The organism is Marinobacter lipolyticus (assembly GCF_018424605.1).
GTDB lineage: Bacteria > Pseudomonadota > Gammaproteobacteria > Pseudomonadales > Oleiphilaceae > Marinobacter > Marinobacter lipolyticus_B.
Genome location: NZ_QTKT01000003.1, coordinates 109,951 through 128,164, shown reverse-complemented (window position 1 = coordinate 128,164; position 18,214 = coordinate 109,951). Strand labels below are relative to the sequence as shown.

The following is an 18,214-nucleotide window of genomic DNA, read 5'->3' as shown; positions in this document are numbered from 1 at the left end:
AGGCCGTGCCGTAGCTCAATGCCGGTCATTGTGGCAGTGTGGAGGTTGTTTCCGCGAGAGGGATTACCGAAATGAGCGGGTTTGTAGCCGACCTGTCGCTGTCTGCGCTGCTGGGGCAGATCTGCGGCCTGGTGGCCCTGGGTTTCTGCATCGCCGGCTTCGCCAACAAGAACGACGACCGGCTGATGGTGCTGCTGATTTCCGCCAATGTGGCGTTCGCGCTGATGTTTGCGTTCTTCGCAAGCTGGACCGCGGCGGCACTGACGGTACTGGTGATCCTGCGCATTGCCCTGGCGCGCAAGTTTCAGGGTAGCTGGCGCATCATGGCGGTGATCCTGGCAATCAACCTTCTGGTGGCCGCGGCGACCTGGCGGGTGCCGACGGATATCTTCCCGCTGACGGCAGCGGTATTGGGGACCGTGGGCATGTTCATGCTGCGGGGCATACCCCTGAGGATTGTGCTCGGCCTTGCCGCCCTGGCGTGGATGCTGAACAACATCGTGATCGGCTCGGTCGGCGGCACGCTGGCCGAGGGTATGGTGCTGGTGACTAATATCATTACCATCGTGCGGCTCTACCGGCTGAAGCGCAAATACCCCGAGGTGCTGGAGAATTTAGCGGATCGATGACCCCGCAACTGGCCGGCCGAACGGTGGGGCGGCGGGAGTCTGGCCAATTCCCCGGTTGCTGTAACTCGCTAACGTTGACCCATGCATGGCCCAATGTTGTCTAATCTGTGTAAGGGCCAAAATAAGAATCTACACGGAGCGAGGCCGCTACCATGAGCCAACACCATTTTGACGTACTGATCATCGGCGCCGGGGTGTCCGGCATTGGCATGGCGTGTCACCTCAAGCGTGAATGCCCGGGCAAGTCGTTCGCCATTCTGGAGCGCCGTCAGTCACTCGGCGGCACCTGGGATCTGTTCCGCTACCCGGGCATCCGTTCCGATTCCGACATGTTCACCTTTGGCTACAATTTCCGCCCCTGGACCGGTGGCAAGGTGCTGGCGGATGGTGCCTCGATCAAGAATTACGTGAAAGAGACCGCCGAGGAAAACGGTGTCGACAGGCATATTCACTATGGCCTGGCGGTAAAAACCGCAGACTGGTCGAGTGCCGACAAGTGCTGGACGGTGACCGCGGAGCGCGCGGATACCGGCGACACCGAAACCTTCACCGCCGGGTTCATGGTGGGCTGCACCGGTTACTATAACTACGACAAGGGCTACAAGCCTGATTTCCCCGGCGAGGAAAACTTCACGGGCCAGGTGGTTCATCCCCAGCACTGGCCGGAGAACCTGGACTACACCGGAAAGAAAGTGGTGGTGATCGGCAGTGGCGCCACCGCCATCACCCTGGTGCCGACCATGGCGGAGAAGGCGGCCCACGTCACCATGCTGCAGCGCTCGCCCACGTATCTGATGCCTCTGCCGTCCACCGACAAGGTGACCCTGGCGCTGCAGAAGGTACTGCCGGCCAAGGTGGCGTACAAACTGACCCGTGCCCGCAATATTTCCATTGCCCGCCTGCTGTATGAGCGCTCGCGCAAGAGCCCGAAGGCCATGCGCCGGCTGTTCCTGAGTGTGATCCGGCGGCAGGTTAACGGCACGGCGGATATGCGTCACTTCACGCCGGACTACAATCCCTGGGATCAGCGCCTGTGCGTGGTGAAGGACGGCGATCTGTTCAAGGTACTGAAGGCGGGCAAGGCCTCCATCGCCACCGATCACATCGAGCGTTTTACCGAAACCGGCATTCGTCTCAAATCCGGCGAAGAACTGGCGGCGGACATCATCATTCCGGCCACCGGCCTGGAGATCCAGATGCTCGGCGGCATCGAACCGTCGGTGGATGGCGCGCCGGTGGTGATGAAAGACAAGATTATCTACAAGAACGTGCTGGTGGAGGGCGTGCCCAACGCCGGGATGATCTTCGGCTACACCAACATTTCCTGGACCCTGAAGGCGGATATTGCCAGCGAGTACCTGTGCCGGCTGATTAACCACATGGATCGTAAGGGCAGCCGTGTGGTGGTGCCCCGCGATACGGCTGACAGCCGCGGTGAGGACACCATTTTGGGTGCACTCAATTCCGGCTACATCAAACGGGCCGAAGACCGGTTGCCAAAGCAGGGCACCCACGGGCCCTGGAAAGCCTCCCAGAATTACCTGGAAGATGTGAAGGTCCTGCGTTTCGACCCGATTGAAGACGGATACCTGGAATTCGACGGCGTGCGCCCCCGCGAGCAGCTGCAGGGCGGTAACGATGGCTTCCTGAAACCCCTGCGTTCGGCGCTGTTCGGCTCCTGATCGACCGCACGCCGACGGCGGCTGGTTACCTTTCGCAACTGTTAGTCTGTGCAGGAGTGTGTCAGGCTCTGGCCTCGAATTCCCTGCACAGGCAAGTTGTTATGTCGCGCACCCCCAAAAAACAAAGCAGTCCGTTATGGTACCCGACCCACTGGCCTTCGTGGCTGATCGTCTTCACCCTGTACCTGTTGTCGCTGCTGCCGATGTCGGTCAAACAACGGTTTGGCCATCGCCTCGGGCGTTTCCTGGAGCGCAAGTTGAAGTCCCGCTCCCGGGTTGCCCACACCAACCTCAGTGCCTGTCTGCCAGAGCTGAGTGACGACGCCCGTGCGCAACTGGTGCAGGACAACTTCGTGGCCTGCACCCGTGGCTTTCTGGAAAGCACCCACGCCTGGTGGCGGGACATGTCGGGGTACTGCGAGAGCACGGAAATTCATGGCCTGGAACATCTCGAAGAGGCCAAGGCCCGCAATCAGGGTGTGCTCCTGATCGGCGCCCACTACAGCATCTTCGACTTTGCCCTGCCGCTGATTGCCTGCAAGCTGGACAAGCCCGGCTACATGTACCGCCCCAATGACAACCCGGTGATCGATCGTATGATCGAAAAGGGGCGGCGCCGTCATTTCAATATCCGCCCGTTTTCCAAGCGCAACCTGCCGCGGATGATGAAATTCCTCAAGGAAGGCGGCCAGGTGTGGTTCGCCTGTGATCAGGACTTCGGTCGCAAAACCGAGCTTTTTGTGCCGTTTTTCGGCGTGGAGGCCGGCTGTATTACGTCCCCCAGTTACATCGCCCGGGAATCCGGCGCGGCGGTCCTGTGCGTCAGCCACCTGCGCCTGCCCGACGGCCGCTATCGTGTGGAGTTCTCACCTATTCAGGAGGATTTCGGCGAAGACAAAGACCTCGACGCCGCCACCTGGAATGGCTTTATCGAATCCACCATTCGCGAGTTCCCGGATCAGTACCTGTGGTTGCACAAGCGGTTCAAGAGCCGGCCCGAGGGGGCTGAAAAAATCTATTAAGGGTGTTCCCGGCGTATCGCTGGCGGATGTTCTATGCTCAATCCACTTGCCAATGAAAGCCATGGGGGTGTCTATGCGCTGCGTTCTGCGATCCTTTCTGGTGGTAGCCTGTTTGTTGTATGCCGCTCTCAGCCAAGGCGCCGACGGGCTGGTCTCTGTCAAAAGCAGTCATGATGTGCAGGCCACGGCCGACAAGCTCGAAGCCGTGCTGGAAGAAAAGGGCATGACGGTTATGGCCCGTGTAAACCATCAGCAAGGGGCCGAGAAAGCCGGGATGGAACTGCGCCCGACGGAAGTGCTGATATTTGGTAATCCGAAAGCAGGCACCCCGCTGATGCAGTGTGCGCAGAGCGTGGCCATCGATCTGCCCCAGAAAGCCCTGATCTGGGAAGATGAAAACGGTGACACCTGGCTGGGTTACAACGATCCGGATTACTTGAAATCCCGCCACGATATTGAGGGATGTGACGATGCATTGTCGAAGATCAGTGTCGCACTGGAAGGGCTCGCCAAGGCCGCCACTGAGTAATTGAGTGATCTTCCCCCAACCGGATGAATGGATGATGGCCAGTTTTATATAGCTTCCTTACAATAGGGGCTTCTCCCTCCACGGGCCCTTATCCTATGTACGCTTTTTTCAGCTCCCTTCTGGCCTACAGCGCGTTGCTGGCTGGTGTGCTGGCGTTCCTGCCCGGTGCCGGAATACTGGGGGCGCTGGCAGTCAGCCTGGCGGTGGTGCTGGGCTGGCGCAGTATGCGGGTTGTTCCCCGTGGTGTCTTCGTGGTGGCGGGGCTGGCACTGGTGTTTGCGCTGGGCCGTGATCCGGCGCTTATTGCCGGCGCCGCCACCAATATGACCAGCCTTGCCGGACTGATTCTGGCGGTGCTGCTGCTATCGTCGGTGCTGGCCAGATCCCGGGATCTGCAAAAAATCTCCGCCAGTCTGTTCTCGGGCAATCCCCGTGCCCGCTATGCCAGTGTCACCTTTGGTACCGCCCTGGTGTCAGTGCCGTTGAATTTTGGCTCGGTGGCTGTGGTGGGCAGCTTGATCGCGGAGCGTATCCGTACCGAAGGGGACTCCAGTGCCACTCGCAACGCTACCCGTGCGGTACTCCGCGGTTTCGGCGTGTCGCCGATCTGGTCACCCCTGTCGATCTCGGTTGCCCTCACGTTGACGCTGTTGCCGGGCCTGGGCAGTGCGCAGTTGTTTTCGGTAGCACTGCCATTTGCGCTGCTGGTGCTGTTAGCGGGCTTTCTCTGGCGGGAGCCTGAGCCCGCCGTGATTGCCCCGGTTGCGTCGACGGATCGGGCCGGGTGGGCGAGCTGGTTGCGGTTCGGCGGTATTATTGCCGCCATCTGTGTCGGGGTGTTCCTGTTCAGCCACACTTACGGCTTGAGTTACGCCCGTTCGGTCACGTTAAGCTGCCTGTCGGCGGTGGCCGGGGGCTGGTTGTTGTCCTGGTTTAATGGAAATAACCCCAAGCTGCCCAACATGGCCAACGTCAGTAATGAGCTGGCCATTGTGGGTGGTTCAGCCTTTATCGGTTCCATCATCAGTGCCGTGGTACTGGGGCAAATGGGTGGTTCGGTGAGCCTGCCCGGCTGGGCCTGGCCGCTGCTGGCCGCGTTGGTGCCCTGGACCTTTTATCTCGCCGGGCTAGCAGGGGTGAACCCGATCGTGATCGGCACACTTGCTGGCGGTATTCTGGGGTCAGTGTGGCCCGCCGATGCCCTGCTGGGGCTGGGGTGTGCCATGGTCAGTGGCTGGGGGATAACCGCCTTCGGGACGCCCTTTGCCGCCAACGCGCTGATCATGGAACGGCTGACTGGCTATCCTGCCCGTGACGCGTCCCTGCGCTGGAGCCTGGCGCTTTCCCTGTCAGCGCTGACCCTGGCGAGTCTGATGGCCTCTTCCCTGACGCTCTTGCTGGGCTGAAGCCGGTCGCCGTCAGGGGCGGGGGCCCATCATGCGTTCCAGAGCCTGCGGATTGGGCAGGCCCTGCACCATGGTGACTTTGCCGTTGTTGCCCCGGTAAAGCGTGCTGGGCGTAGCCTGCAAACCCAGAGCCTGCATCAGCCGGTTGTTAGCCTTTACGTCCAGGTGTGCGGCGCTCACCCGTTTTCGGTCAATCTCTATGCCGCCTTGGCTGAAGGACGCCTGATGCTCTTGCAGTGCTGCTTCGGGCGTGTCGGCGCCGAGGATGGTGGCTGCTTTGGTCAGGCTGTCTTCTGCGAGAATGCCCACCATGATGTGACGCAGCTGGACTTTGCCCGCCGCGATCCAGGGTTCGGCCTGCTCACGAAACCTATGGCAGTAAGGACAATTGGGATCGGTAAAGGTATAGATCACGGTTTCTGCGGCTTCGTGACCATCGCGGACCCAGTGGCTGTCTTCAAGATCAGGCCAGGCATTGGCGAATTTCGGACCTAAGATGAGGTCCTGGATGCTGGCTTCGCTCAGATTGTTGCCCTGCTGATCCAGCAGTGTACCTACAAGTACGTGATCCCCATCGGGTGTCAGGTAGAAGGCCAGTGAGCGCCCCCTCATTTCGCCGACATAACCGGTCATACCGCCGGGTGCCTCAAAACTGTCGATGACCTTCACACCTTGCCGTTCCAGTGTCTGAACAGCCGGCGGAAACTCAGCTGCCTGGACAGTCGCGGCGAAGACCGCAGTGGCGAACAACGCATGGCGCAGTAGGAACGGTTTCATCGGGTTGTTACCTCCTGTGAAGATTCGAGATGGCGCGGCGCAAAGCGCTCAAGGCCTCGGGCCAGGCTGGCGCTGGATAATTCGCCCATGTGGCTGTCCACCAGCTTGCCTTCGGCGTTGTAGAACAGGGTGGTGGGCAGGCCCTGGGAGCCGGTGGCACGGCCGAAACCGCCCTGGCGGTCACTGAGTACATGCTGCAGCTCCAGGTTCTGCTCGCTGAGAAAACGGCGGATGGTCTCGGGGTGCTCCCCCTGGTTGGCAAACACGAAATTAACGCCCGGATATCGGCTCTGGGCCTCCTCCAGCACCGGCATCTCACGGATGCAGGGTGGGCACCAGGTCGCCCAGAGGTTGATCACCGTGGGCTGCCCCTGGGGCAGGATGTCCAGACTGACCGGTTGCTCATTGAGGTTGGTGAGTGCGACCTCGGGCAATCCGCTGGTCTGGTCATCAATCAAGGCGATCACCCCGGTGGTGAAGCCCCAGGTCAACAGGCCCGCGGCCACGGCAGACCCCAGGGGCCGGCGGATGCTGGCGCGGCGCCAGAGCAGGTAACCCGCGAAACACAGCGCCACCACGAGTCCCGATACCAGGTCGAAACCGCCATCACGAATATCGATGATGCCCAGCCAGTCGCCCTGATAATGTTCATGGTAGCGGATGACGAAGCCGATCCGGGCGCCGACCATGGCGGCGAGGAATATGTCCGCCAGGGCGCCGGATACGGGGAGCTTTTCCTTACGGCCGGCCAGCGCGCCCACGATCAGGGCCACCACGAAGGCCAGAACCAGCAACAGATGCCCCATGGAAAGGCTGACGGGGCCAACGCCTATACTAATCATGACTTCTCCGGTCATCGGGTGATTTTGCATTGCCGCACGGCGGCTAGTGACCCAAGAGATGGACGGGAGTTCCATCTTTTGGTCGAAAAATAAATAGCGGACTACTGAAAAGCCCCTATGGCTATTTCCCGGACCCTCTGTTACCGTGCCTGCATCCTGCCTCTAAGGATTTCCGCAGTTTCCGGCCAAGTGCCGCTTTGCGACCCATCCGATACGACCTGTCAGAGGACGTCACCCCGTTAACGGCGCGTGACCGTAGTCGTCTTTTATTCCATGAATTTTCATGGCTTCTGCCCGCATTCGCCGAGAACGGTGTTCGTGGAGGCAGAACAATCAAGAGTTGATCTTATATGAGTTTTTCTTCACTCGGTTTGTCCGAGCAGCTGGTCCGTGCCACTTCCGATCAGGGTTATGAAACCCCGTCTCCCATTCAGGCCCAGGCCATTCCTGCGGTGTTGTCCGGCCGGGATGTGATGGCTGCCGCCCAGACCGGCACCGGCAAAACCGCCGGATTTACCCTGCCGTTGTTGCAGCGCCTGGGTGAAAACCCGCGCACCGGCAAAGGCCCCCGCGCGCTGATTCTGACGCCGACCCGGGAGCTGGCCGCACAGGTTCACGACAGTGTGAACCTGTACAGCAAATACATTCCCACCAAGGCCGCCGTGGTTTTCGGTGGCGTGAAAATCAATCCGCAGATGATGAAGTTGCGCAAGGGTCTGGACGTGCTGGTGGCAACACCGGGTCGCCTGATGGACCTCTATCAGCAGAACGCTGTGCGCTTCAACGAAGTGGAAATCCTGGTACTGGACGAAGCCGACCGCATGCTGGACATGGGCTTTATCCGCGATATCCGCAAGATCCTTGCGTTGCTGCCGGCCAAGCGCCAGAACTTGCTGTTCTCTGCCACCTTCTCTAACGAGATCCGCACCCTGGCCGAAGGCCTGCTGGACAACCCGGTGCAGGTGGAAGTGGCTACCCGCAACACCACCGCCGAGAAGGTGAAGCAGTCGGTGTACCCGGTGGATCAGAGCCAGAAGACCGCACTGCTGAGCAAGCTGGTGCGTGACAACAGTTGGGAGCAGGTGCTGGTGTTTACCCGCACCAAGCACGGTGCCAACCGCCTGACCCAGAAGCTGGAGAAAGACGGTATTACCGCCGCCGCAATCCACGGCAACAAATCCCAGGGTGCCCGTACCCGCGCACTGGCGGATTTCAAGGCCGGCGAAGTGCGTGTGCTGGTGGCGACCGACATTGCCGCCCGTGGCCTGGACATCAAGCAGCTGCCCCAGGTGGTGAACTTTGAACTGCCGAACGTGGCGGAAGACTACGTGCACCGCATCGGTCGTACCGGTCGTGCCGGTGAGAGTGGCCACGCGTTGTCTCTGGTCAGCGCCGATGAGGGTAAATTGCTGGCGGGTATCGAGCGCCTGATCAAGAAGCAGTTGCCGCGCAAGAGCGTGGAAGGCTTTGAGCCGACCAACAACCTGCCTCTGAAGCCGAAGGCCAAGGCTGACCCCAGCCGTGCCCGCAATCGCAACGGTAACGGTGGAAACGGCAAGCCCGGCGGCAATGGCCGCAGCTTTGGCCCCAAGCCCGGTGGCCGTAGTGGTGGTCGCAGCCAGAACGGCGGCGGTGGCCAGGGTCGCCGTTCACCGGCTCGCCAGAGCGCGTAACCCGCATCCGGCCTCGCTGCCATAAAACGGCGGGGCCGAAGAAGCCCCGCACCGGAGAGCGTATCGGCCCGCCGTGCAAGGTTCGCTGAGGGATTGATTTAACTCAAGAAAAGCGAAGGTGTGGGTAGATCTTCGGGTTGTCAGCCGGTGCGTTTTTTGCCCTCTGGCTCGTCCGACTCTGGTACGAACACATCGCGAACCGTCAGTGGTTTGCCATCCGCGTCCCGCACGTCAACCGGCAGAATGGTACGTCCGGTCTCCCGGTCCCGCAGATCCAGGGGAGTCTGGTCCGGCGCCGGGTTCCATTTGTCACCCCACTGGCGCAGGGCAATGACGATGGGGAACAGGTCGCGGCCCTTTTCGGTCAGGCGGTATTCGAAGCGCGAGCCGTGCTCGCCAACGTCGACTTTCCTCAGCACTTCGTTATCCACCAGCCGCGCCAGGCGGTCACAGAGGATATTGCGGGCAATGCCGAGCTCCTGCTGGAAGTCCACGAACCGGCGGGTGCCGTGCATGGCGTGCAGCACGATCAGCAGTGACCACCAGTCGCCGACCTCATTCAGGGCGCGGGCGACGGAGCAGTTGGAGTCATCAAAACGTTTTCTGGCCATGTCCGTGAGTGTACCCAAAAGGGTTGCATTGTAAAACCAGATTTAATAGGGTTGCTTAACGAAACCAAATTAGTGAGGTTGCGAAATACCATGAGCATGAATCTTGGTCCGATGTTTGAGCCGTTTGAAATTCACAATCTGAAGCTGCGCAATCGCGTCGCCATGGCCCCGATGACCCGCAACTTCTCCCCGGGCAACGTGCCCAGCGAAGACGTGGTTGCCTATTATCGTCGCCGTGCCGAAAACGGGGTCGGCCTGCTGATCACCGAAGGCACCACGGTGAACCATCCGGGCGCCAACGGTTACCCCAACGTGCCGTTCTTCCACGGCGTCGATGCCCTTGCCGGCTGGAAAGACGTGGTGGATGCGGTACACGAGGCCGGCGGGGCGATTTTCCCCCAGCTCTGGCACGTGGGTGCCGTGCGTAAGGAAGGCACCGAGCCGGATCCGTCAGTGCCCGGTTACAGCCCGTCCGGGTTGTTCGCCCCGGACAAGCCCAATGGCAAGGCCATGAGCAAGGGCGACATTGACGACGTGATCAAGGCCTTCGCCGACGCCGCCCAGGACGCCAAGGCGCTGGGTTTTGACGGTGTCGAGATCCACGGGGCCCACGGCTACCTGCTGGATCAGTTCCTGTGGGAAGGCACCAACCAGCGTGACGACGAGTACGGCGGCAGCCTGGAAAATCGCCTGCGCTTCGTTGTGGAAATCGTTGAGGCTGTGCGCCACCGTGTGGGCCCGGATTATCCGATTATGCTGCGTTTCTCCCAGTGGAAGCAGCAGGATTACGAGGCGAAACTGGTTAACTCCCCGGAAGAGCTGGAGCAGTTCCTCAAGCCTCTGGTGGACGCCGGCGTAGACATCTTCCACGCCTCCACACGTCGATTCTGGGAACCGGAATTCGAGGGTTCCGACCTCAACCTGGCGGGCTGGACCCAGAAGCTGACCGGCAAGCCGACCATGTCGGTGGGCAGCGTGGGCCTGACCGAGGACTTCATCAGCGGTACCTTCGCCAGCAAGAAGGAAGCGGTGGAGCAGTCCGGCATTGATGAGCTGGTCGAGCGCATGAACAACCATGAGTTCGAGCTGATCGCCGTCGGCCGTGCCCTGCTGCAGGACCCGGAATGGCTGGTGAAAGTGAAGGAAGGCCGGCTCGACGAAGTGGAAGCTTTCGCGAAGAAGTCCCTGGCAAAACTGTACTGATTCTGGACAGAACCTTGCCGCCGCGTAACAACACAAAGCCATCGTACAGGGTATGATGGCTTTCTGTTTTGCAATCAAGGAGGTAAGCACATGCTGTTTCGGAAACTTGCAGTTGCCGGTACGTTGGCCACCACCCTGGTGTTCGCTGGTTGTGCCACGGTAGGCCAGGACTTCGCCACCCACAACGTGGATCAGCTGGAAGTGGGCGAGACCACGCGCTCCCAGGTTCAGGAGATGTTCGGTGAGCCTTGGCGCACCGGCCTGAAAGATGGCAAGCGCACCTGGACCTATGGCAAATACCGCTGGTCCGCCTTCGATGAGGCCGAGACCACCGACCTGATCATTACCTTCAATGCCGATGGCACCGTTGAGTCGTATAACTACAACTCAACGGAGTAAGGGCGTCAGCCCCTCAGCCCACTGACCAGTTTGTCGATGCTGTCCTTGGCATCGCCAAACAGCATGCGGGTGTTGTCCTTGAAGAACAGCGGGTTCTCGACACCGGAATAACCGGTGGCCATGCCCCGCTTGAGGACAACCACCTGCCGGGCTTTCCATACTTCCAGCACCGGCATGCCTGCAATCGGGCTGCCGGGATCTTCCGCGGCGGCCGGGTTCACGGTGTCGTTGGCACCGATCACCAGTACCACGTCGGTGCTTGGAAAGTCGTCGTTGATCTCGTCCATTTCCAGCACAATGTCATAAGGCACGTGGGCTTCCGCCAGTAACACGTTCATGTGTCCCGGCAACCGGCCGGCCACCGGATGGATGCCGAAACGCACGGTCACACCCCGTTCCCGCAGTAGTTTGGTCATATCGCTGACCCCGTTCTGGGCCTGGGCCACGGCCATACCGTAGCCGGGCACGATGATCACCGAATCGGCATTGCGAAGTTCCTCGCAGACATCATCGACACTGGATTCGTGAACCGTCTGGTCGGAATCCGCGGCGGCCGAGCTGCTGCTAGTCTGGCCGAAACCGCCGAGAATCACGCTGATGAATGAGCGGTTCATCGCCTTGCACATGATGTAGCTGAGAATGGCACCGCTGCTGCCGACCAGGGCACCCACCACGATCAGCAGGTCGTTGCCCAGCATGAAGCCGATGGACGCCGCGGCCCATCCGGAATAGCTGTTGAGCATGGACACCACCACCGGCATGTCGGCGCCGCCGATGGCCATGATCAGGTGGATACCCAGCACAGAGGCGATCACGGTCATCAGCACCAGGGCGATGATGCCCAGCGCCACGCTGTCGGTGGCCAGGAACCAGGCGCCCAGCAACACGCAGACGATGATCGCCACCAGATTCATCAGGTGGCGGCCGGGCAGGGTCAGGGCCTTGCTGTCGATGCGGCCATCCAGCTTGCCGCAGGCCACCAGCGACCCGGTGAAGGTCACCGCACCGATAAAGATGCCGACAAACACCTCCACCAGCTTGATGGTGTGTTCCGCCCCGGCAGTGGCGATCAGCGGTTCGATGTAGCCGGAGAAACCCACCAGCACCGCGGCCAGCCCCACAAAACTGTGCAACAGGGCGACCAGTTGCGGCATCTGGGTCATTTCCACCTTGTTGGCGATGGGAATGCCGATGCCGGCCCCCAGCAGCACCGCGATCACAATGGCAATCACGCCCCCGTCAACGCTGGCGAGGGTCGCCCCCACCGCGATGATAATGCCGGCCACGCCGTACAGGTTGCCCCGCCGCGCGGATTCCTGGTGGCTGAGGCCGCCCAGGCTGAGAATGAAGCAGATACTTGCGACCACGTAGGCCACGCTCACCAGTCCTGTACTCATCTCGGGCGTCTCCTACTTGCGGAACATTTTAAGCATGCGATGGGTGACCCGGAAGCCTCCCCCCACGTTGATGCTGGCGATCAGCACCGCGACAAAGGCCATGATGCCCACGGCGATGTTTTCCGCCTGGGCCAGGTGCAGGATGGCGCCGATCACAATGATGCCGCTGATGGCGTTGGTGACACTCATCAGCGGGGTATGCAGCGACGGCGTTACATTCCAGATCACCTGCCAGCCAATGAAACAGGCCAGCACGAACACGGTAAAGTGCTGCAGGAAACTCTCCGGCGCGTGGGCACCGACGCCGTAGAGCGCCAGCGCCGTCACCACCAGCAAAACGCCTTTGCCAATCAGGCTGCGGCGGTCGGCGTCCTTCTTGGCCGCTGCCTTGTCGGCGGCCGACGGCTCCTCGGTGCCGGGGGGCGGCGCCGGGCTGACCGGCGCCTCCGGCTGAGGTGGTGGCCAGGTAATGTCGTGCTCACGGACCACCGTCAGGCCACGGATGACATCGTCGTCCATGTTGACCACAGGCTGGCCGTCCTTTTCCGGCGTCAGTTCGGTGAGCAGGTGCACCAGGTTGGTGGCGTACAGGTCACTGGCCACCTTGGCCATGCGACTGGGCAGATCGGTGTAGCCGATAAGCGTGACCTCGTGATGGTGAGCCACCTTACCGGGCTCGGTCAGCTCGCAGTTGCCGCCGCGCTCGGAGGCCAGATCGACAATCACGCTGCCCGGCTTCATGGACTTCACCATGTCGGCGGTGATCAGCTTGGGCGCCGGCTTGCCGGGAATCAGCGCGGTGGTGATGATGATATCCACTTCCTTGGCCTGTTCCGCGAACAGCGCCATTTCCGCCTTGATGAACTCGTCGCTCATCTGCTTGGCGTAGCCGCCGGAGCCGCTACCGTCTTCGCTGTCGAAATCCAGCACCAGAAACTCGGCGCCCATGCTCTCGACCTGTTCCTTCACCTCCAACCGGGTATCGAAGGCCCGCACAACGGCCCCCATGCTGTTGGCCGCGCCAATGGCGGCAAGCCCCGCCACCCCGGCGCCGATCACCATGATCTTGGCGGGCGGTACCTTGCCCGCGGCGGTCACCTGTCCGGTAAAGAAGCGGCCGAAATGATTGGCCGCCTCGATCACCGCCCGGTAGCCCGCAATGTTGGCCATGGCGCTGAGGGCATCCATCTTCTGGGCGCGGCTGATGCGGGGCAGGCTGTCGATGGCGAAGGACGTGACCTTCCTGGCCGCCAGTTTCTCCAGCAGCTCCGGATTCTGCGCCGGCCAGAGATAACTGACCAGGAACGCGCCCTCCTTCATCAAATCCACTTCGTGCTTGCCCAGAGCCGGGTTCTCCATGGGCGCGCGAACCTTGAGGATGATGTCCGCCTCCTGCCACAGGGAGGCGGTGTCGGTGGCAATTGCCGCCTCCACTTTCTCGTAGGCTTCGTCGGAATAGTGCGCCGCCTCGCCGGCGCCCGCTTCCACGACCACCTGATAGCCAAGGCCAATCAGCTTGTGAACCGACGGCGGCGTGGCCGCGACCCGTCGTTCATCCGTGAAAATTTCCCTGGGGATACCGATTATCATGGTGGCTGCGACCTCCGGATTGCCCGATGAACCAGATGGTTAGATACCCCAATACTAGTTCAAGCTGCAAAATCTGCCCGGTGGGTCGGCGCGAAGAAGAAACGGACCGCTGTTCAGGCCAGTCTTGAAGTGAGTGTTTCCACCTCGGTCTGGGACAGGTGATCCAGCATGGCGCCGCGGAACTGGCGATTGATGAAGCGCTCGGTTTCCCGCTGGATCGCCTCCCGCTGCTCCGGCTTCTCGATGTAATCCATGGCGCGGAACAGAATGTAGCGGATGGTCATGCCGGAAATTTCGTGGACGGTCTCCGGCGGTACGGCACTGACCAGCCGACGGTCGATGATGTCTTCGGCCATTTCACGGGCGCTGGCGTTGAGCTGGGTTTCCAGTGCGCGACGCAGTAACGGTGAGGGGCCATGGAGTTCCCGGACGGCAACGGTGGTGGCGGCCGGATTGGACAGGAAATAGTGGTACACAAAGGTCACGGTGTCATGGGAGGCCTGCTCCGAACTCTCCGCCATACGGCGTAATTCCCGCACCCCGGACTTCATGTCCTCGGCGATGTATCCCAGAACCTGCAGCCCGAACTCGTCAAGATTCTTGAAATGGCGATAAAAGGTATTCGGATTCAACCCGGCTTCACGGGCTAGCTCCCGAAGTCCCAGAGAGGTAAGACTTCGACTCTCTGTTATCAGTCGCAGTGCCGCCTGCACGAGTTTCAGCTTTCCGCCGGTTAAAACATTCATGAAATCCAACTCTTGGTGGTGGGCCTGGGTGGGCAGGGCTTCCGAAAACCGCTGCGAGTACGTCCATGTACGCTTGCTTTCCGCCATCCATGGCTCCAAGCATTTTCGGAAGCCCTGCCCACCCAGGCCCTGCAAACTTGGTCCGGGGAGTCAGGACAAACCGTTGTCTCCTTGGGCCAAACGATGCTCTTCTGAATTCAAAAAGTATACAGCTGTCTACTTCGTTGTGTATACATGTGTATACCGTCAAGCATCATGGCGAAACAGACAACAACAGGCAAGGCCGAATGGCCGTCGAACAACGAGGTGGAAAGATGGGTCAAACAGCAAAGATCGCCATTATTGGTACCGGTTTTTCCGGGCTGGGGATGGGCATCAAGTTGAAGGAAGCAGGCTACGACAACTTTGTTATTCTTGAGCAGAGTGATGATATTGGCGGTACCTGGCACGAAAATCATTACCCGGGTTGTGCCTGTGACGTGCAATCCGCTCTGTACTCTTTCTCCTTCGAACAGAACCCAGACTGGAGCCGCATGTACGCTCAGCAGAAAGAAATTAAAGCCTATCTCAAGCGCTGTGCCGAAAAGTACGGGCTGACTGAACACATCAAACTGAACACCCACGTCGCCGGCGCCCGCTTTGACGAGAAAACCCAGAGCTGGACGGTGGAAACCTGCGACAGCCCGAAGCTCTGGTCCTACATGCAGAACAAGGGCCTGAACCCCGGCGACAAGCTGGATCGCAAGGATAAGGAGCTGCCGAAATTCAGCTCGTTCAAGGCTGACATCGTGGTGTCCGGCATGGGTGGCCTCAGCACCCCCGCGTACCCGAACGTCAAAGGCATCGAAACCTTCACCGGCACCAGTTTCCACTCCCAGGACTGGGACCACAGCTACGACTTCAAAGGCAAACGGGTGGCGGTGATCGGCACCGGCGCCTCGGCCATTCAGTTCGTGCCGGAAGTGGCCAAAGAGGCTGGCCATCTGGATCTGTACCAGCGCACGCCGCCGTGGATTGTGCCCAAGCCGGACCGCGAGATCCGTCCGCTGGAAAAGCTGATGTTCCGCAAGTTCCCGCAGACCCTCAACGCCTTCCGCCAGAGTATCTACTGGATGCTGGAAGCGCGGGTGCTGGGTTTTGTCGGTAACCCCCGCATCCTCAAGATCGGCGAGTTGCAGGCCCGTCGCCACATCCGCAACCAGATCAAGGACAAGGAACTGCGCAAGAAAGTGACCCCGGATTTCCACTTCGGCTGCAAGCGGGTGCTGATCTCCAACAACTACTACCCGGCGCTGGCTCAGGACAACGTGGATGTGCTTACCGACGGCATCCGCGAAGTGCGCGGCAACGTGATTGTCGACAACAACGGCGACGAGCGGGAAGTGGACTGCATCATCTACGGCACCGGCTTCAAGGCCCAGGACCCGGTTCCCGCCGGCATGGTTTACGGTCGCAATGGTCAGGATCTGCTGGATGCCTGGAAAGACGGCGCCGAGGCCTACAAGGGCAGCGCCATTGCCGGTTTCCCCAACTTCTTCATGCTGATGGGCCCGAACACTGGCCTCGGTCACAGCTCCATGGTGTACATGATCGAAAGCCAGATCCAGTACGTGCTGGATGCCCTGAAGAAGATGGACAAGCACGGCTGGAAGAGCGTGGAAGTGAAGGAAGACGCGCTCAGCCAGTACAACGCCTCGATTCACGCCAAGCTGGGCGAGTCGGTGTGGCAGACCGGGTGCAAGAGCTGGTATGTGAACGAGAACGGCAAGAACACCACCCTGTGGCCGGGCTTCACCTGGCAGTTCCGCCAGCAGACCAAGCGGTTTGATGCGGCGCAGTATGTGTGTGAACCGGAAGCGGTTGATGTGGGGGAGACCGCGGCGGCGACTTGATCCTCAGGCCGGATGGGACCATGGTTGGGTTATGGAGCAACCGGAGACTGCGCCATGACCCGACCAGACCTGCCCGACCTCGCTCATATCCGGGACGCTGAAAAGCGCATTCGGCCCCACCTGGGTGAAACGCCACTGTTGCAGGTGCCGGATCTTAACGCTGCCCTGGGCCAGCCGCTCTGGCTGAAATGCGAGAGCCTGCAGCGCACCGGCAGTTTCAAGGTCCGCGGTGCGCTGAACTGGCTGCTGACCGCCAGTGCTGACGAACTCAAGGCTGGCCTGGTGACGGTCTCTGCGGGCAACCACGCCGTTGGCCTCGCCTGGGCGGCGGCCATGCAGGACGTGCCGCTCACGGTGGTCATGCCGGAGGGTTCCAGCCCGCTGAAGATTCGTCGCACCCGGGCGCTGGGTGCCGAGGTGATTGTCCAGGGCACTATTCAGCAGGCGGTGGCCCAGTGCCACGAACTGCGGGATCAGAAGGGGTTGACCCTGGTCCATCCCTATAACGATGTCCGCATCATGGCCGGGCAGGGCACCGTTGGTCTGGAAGTGCTGCGCCAGAGACCGGATGTGGATTGGGTGTTGTGTCCCATTGGCGGCGGCGGGCTGATTTCCGGGCTGGGGCTGGCCATCAAGGCGCAGCGGCCGGAGGTGGAGCTGATCGGCGTGGAGCCGGAAGGGGCGGCCACCATGTTCAATGCCTGGCAAAAGCAGGATGCCAGTGCCAGCCTCGATTCGGTGAATACCTGGGCCGCCAGCCTGGCACCGGCGGTAGTGGGTGACTGTACCTACGCCGCCTCCCGCCAGGTGGTGGACCGTATTGTGACGGTGACCGAGGCAGGCATCCGGGAGGCGACCCGGCGCCTGCTGACCGAAGCCCGGCTCTACGTGGAACCCGGCGCCAGCGTTGGCCTGGCAGCGTTACTGGAAAACCAGGTTCCGCCTGAGCCAGAGAAAAACACGGTTCTGATCATTACCGGCGGCAACCTGGACCTGGAACAGGTCAGTCACTGCCTGTAACTGGCCGGCCGCGCCCGTTTAACTGACCAGCGTACCGCCATCCACCGCCAGGCACTGCCCGGTGATATGCCGCCCGGCCTCGGAGGCCAGCAGCACCGCCGCACCTTTCAGGTCTTCCTCGCCACCGAAACGCTTCAACGGAATGCGCTCCAGCATGGTCTCACCCTGGGCATCCAGCAGGCCCTGGGACATCTTCGACGGGAAGAAGCCCGGGCAGAGGGCGTTCACGTTGATGTTGTAATGCCCCCACTCGGACGCCAGCGCGCGGGTGAAATTCACCATGGCGCCCTTGCTGGTGTTGTAGGCGATGGTCTTCATACCTTCCGGGTTGCCGGACAGGCCGGCGATGGAGGCGATGTTGATCACCTTGCCGGTGTTGCGGGGGATCATGCAACGCTTGCCCACGGTCTGGGTGAGAAAGAAGCTGGCGTTGACGTTCAGGTTCATCACCTTCATCCAGCCTTCCGCCGGGTAGTCCTCGGCCGGCGCGCCCCAGGTGGCGCCGGCGTTGTTGATGAGGATGTCGATGTCGCCGAGCTGGCTGACCACCTGATCCACCACCGCCGGGATGCCCTGCAGGTCGGACAGATCAGCGGCGATGGTCACCACTTCCACGCCTTGGCTTTCCAGGTGCGCCTTGGCTTCGTCCAGCTCGTGCTGCTTGCGGGCGCTGATGGCGATCTTTGCCCCCAGTTCACCCAGGGCTTCGGCCATCTGCAGGCCCAGGCCGCGGGAGCCGCCGGTGATGAAGGCGACCTTGCCGGTCAGGTCCAGTAACTGTTTTACACTCATCATG

At 61.0% G+C, this 18,214-nt stretch carries 17 protein-coding genes; 10 read left to right on the top strand and 7 right to left on the bottom strand.

The features are described 5' to 3' along the window. Window positions 1-71 precede the first annotated feature (71 nt). The 5 genes from DYI22_RS05305 (at window position 72) to DYI22_RS05285 (ending at window position 5,268) form a co-directional block, all read left to right on the top strand. On the top strand, window positions 72-629 hold the full coding sequence (locus DYI22_RS05305; RefSeq protein WP_213477002.1) for a YgjV family protein: 558 nt from the start codon (window positions 72-74) through the stop codon (window positions 627-629). 152 nt (window positions 630-781) lie between these two features. Next, complete coding sequence (locus DYI22_RS05300; RefSeq protein ID WP_213477001.1) at window positions 782-2,311, top strand: flavin-containing monooxygenase; 1,530 nt, start codon at window positions 782-784, stop codon at window positions 2,309-2,311. Between the two features lie 101 nt (window positions 2,312-2,412). Continuing rightward, complete coding sequence (locus DYI22_RS05295) at window positions 2,413-3,333, top strand: lysophospholipid acyltransferase family protein (protein WP_213477000.1); 921 nt, start codon at window positions 2,413-2,415, stop codon at window positions 3,331-3,333. 73 nt (window positions 3,334-3,406) lie between these two features. Continuing rightward, window positions 3,407-3,862, top strand: coding sequence for a DUF302 domain-containing protein (locus DYI22_RS05290; protein WP_213476999.1), 456 nt, complete (start codon window positions 3,407-3,409; stop codon window positions 3,860-3,862). A gap of 95 nt (window positions 3,863-3,957) precedes the next feature. Then, window positions 3,958-5,268 (top strand): hypothetical protein, encoded by a 1,311-nt coding sequence (locus DYI22_RS05285; protein ID WP_213476998.1) that lies wholly within the window; start codon window positions 3,958-3,960, stop codon window positions 5,266-5,268. 12 nt (window positions 5,269-5,280) lie between these two features. On the opposite strand, the gene dsbG is transcribed toward DYI22_RS05285, so the two are convergent. Together dsbG and DYI22_RS05275 are read right to left on the bottom strand one after the other, a co-directional pair. Further along, the gene (dsbG, locus tag DYI22_RS05280) at window positions 5,281-6,045 is read right to left on the bottom strand and encodes a thiol:disulfide interchange protein DsbG (protein ID WP_213476997.1); all 765 of its coding nucleotides are present in this window, start codon (window positions 6,043-6,045) and stop codon (window positions 5,281-5,283) included. After that, window positions 6,042-6,887 carry a TlpA disulfide reductase family protein gene (locus DYI22_RS05275; RefSeq protein ID WP_213476996.1) on the bottom strand — a complete coding sequence of 282 codons (846 nt, stop codon included), beginning with the start codon at window positions 6,885-6,887 and terminating at the stop codon, window positions 6,042-6,044. The genes dsbG and DYI22_RS05275 overlap by 4 nt, the downstream gene beginning before the upstream one ends. Window positions 6,888-7,237: 350 nt before the next feature. On the opposite strand from DYI22_RS05275, the gene DYI22_RS05270 reads away from it, so the two are divergent. Further along, window positions 7,238-8,560, top strand: coding sequence for a DEAD/DEAH box helicase (locus DYI22_RS05270; protein WP_213476995.1), 1,323 nt, complete (start codon window positions 7,238-7,240; stop codon window positions 8,558-8,560). 140 nt (window positions 8,561-8,700) lie between these two features. On the opposite strand, the gene DYI22_RS05265 is transcribed toward DYI22_RS05270, so the two are convergent. Further along, window positions 8,701-9,171, bottom strand: coding sequence for a winged helix-turn-helix transcriptional regulator (locus DYI22_RS05265; RefSeq protein WP_213476994.1), 471 nt, complete (start codon window positions 9,169-9,171; stop codon window positions 8,701-8,703). A gap of 90 nt (window positions 9,172-9,261) precedes the next feature. Between DYI22_RS05265 and DYI22_RS05260 the strand changes: the two genes are divergently transcribed. Both DYI22_RS05260 and bamE read left to right on the top strand, forming a co-directional pair. After that, complete coding sequence (locus DYI22_RS05260) at window positions 9,262-10,374, top strand: NADH:flavin oxidoreductase (protein WP_213476993.1); 1,113 nt, start codon at window positions 9,262-9,264, stop codon at window positions 10,372-10,374. Between the two features lie 90 nt (window positions 10,375-10,464). Further along, the gene (gene bamE / locus DYI22_RS05255) at window positions 10,465-10,773 is read left to right on the top strand and encodes an outer membrane protein assembly factor BamE domain-containing protein (protein ID WP_213476992.1); all 309 of its coding nucleotides are present in this window, start codon (window positions 10,465-10,467) and stop codon (window positions 10,771-10,773) included. A 5-nt stretch (window positions 10,774-10,778) separates the two neighbouring features. Here bamE and pntB read toward each other — a convergent pair whose 3' ends face one another. From pntB to DYI22_RS05240, 3 genes are all read right to left on the bottom strand, one after another. Further along, the gene (gene pntB / locus DYI22_RS05250; protein WP_213476991.1) at window positions 10,779-12,170 is read right to left on the bottom strand and encodes a Re/Si-specific NAD(P)(+) transhydrogenase subunit beta; all 1,392 of its coding nucleotides are present in this window, start codon (window positions 12,168-12,170) and stop codon (window positions 10,779-10,781) included. Window positions 12,171-12,182: 12 nt separating this feature from the next. Continuing rightward, entirely contained in the window at window positions 12,183-13,760 is a 1,578-nt protein-coding gene (locus DYI22_RS05245) for a Re/Si-specific NAD(P)(+) transhydrogenase subunit alpha (protein ID WP_213476990.1), read from the bottom strand. A gap of 113 nt (window positions 13,761-13,873) precedes the next feature. Further along, window positions 13,874-14,506 carry a TetR family transcriptional regulator gene (locus tag DYI22_RS05240; RefSeq protein WP_213476989.1) on the bottom strand — a complete coding sequence of 211 codons (633 nt, stop codon included), beginning with the start codon at window positions 14,504-14,506 and terminating at the stop codon, window positions 13,874-13,876. A gap of 314 nt (window positions 14,507-14,820) precedes the next feature. On the opposite strand from DYI22_RS05240, the gene DYI22_RS05235 reads away from it, so the two are divergent. Both DYI22_RS05235 and DYI22_RS05230 read left to right on the top strand, forming a co-directional pair. Beyond that, window positions 14,821-16,398: a flavin-containing monooxygenase gene (locus DYI22_RS05235; RefSeq protein ID WP_213476988.1), complete on the top strand. Its 1,578-nt coding sequence runs from the start codon at window positions 14,821-14,823 to the stop codon at window positions 16,396-16,398. A gap of 54 nt (window positions 16,399-16,452) precedes the next feature. Continuing rightward, complete coding sequence (locus DYI22_RS05230; protein ID WP_213476987.1) at window positions 16,453-17,418, top strand: threonine ammonia-lyase; 966 nt, start codon at window positions 16,453-16,455, stop codon at window positions 17,416-17,418. 18 nt (window positions 17,419-17,436) lie between these two features. Here DYI22_RS05230 and DYI22_RS05225 read toward each other — a convergent pair whose 3' ends face one another. Continuing rightward, entirely contained in the window at window positions 17,437-18,213 is a 777-nt protein-coding gene (locus DYI22_RS05225) for an SDR family oxidoreductase (RefSeq protein WP_228300825.1), read from the bottom strand. Window position 18,214: the final 1 nt, after the last annotated feature.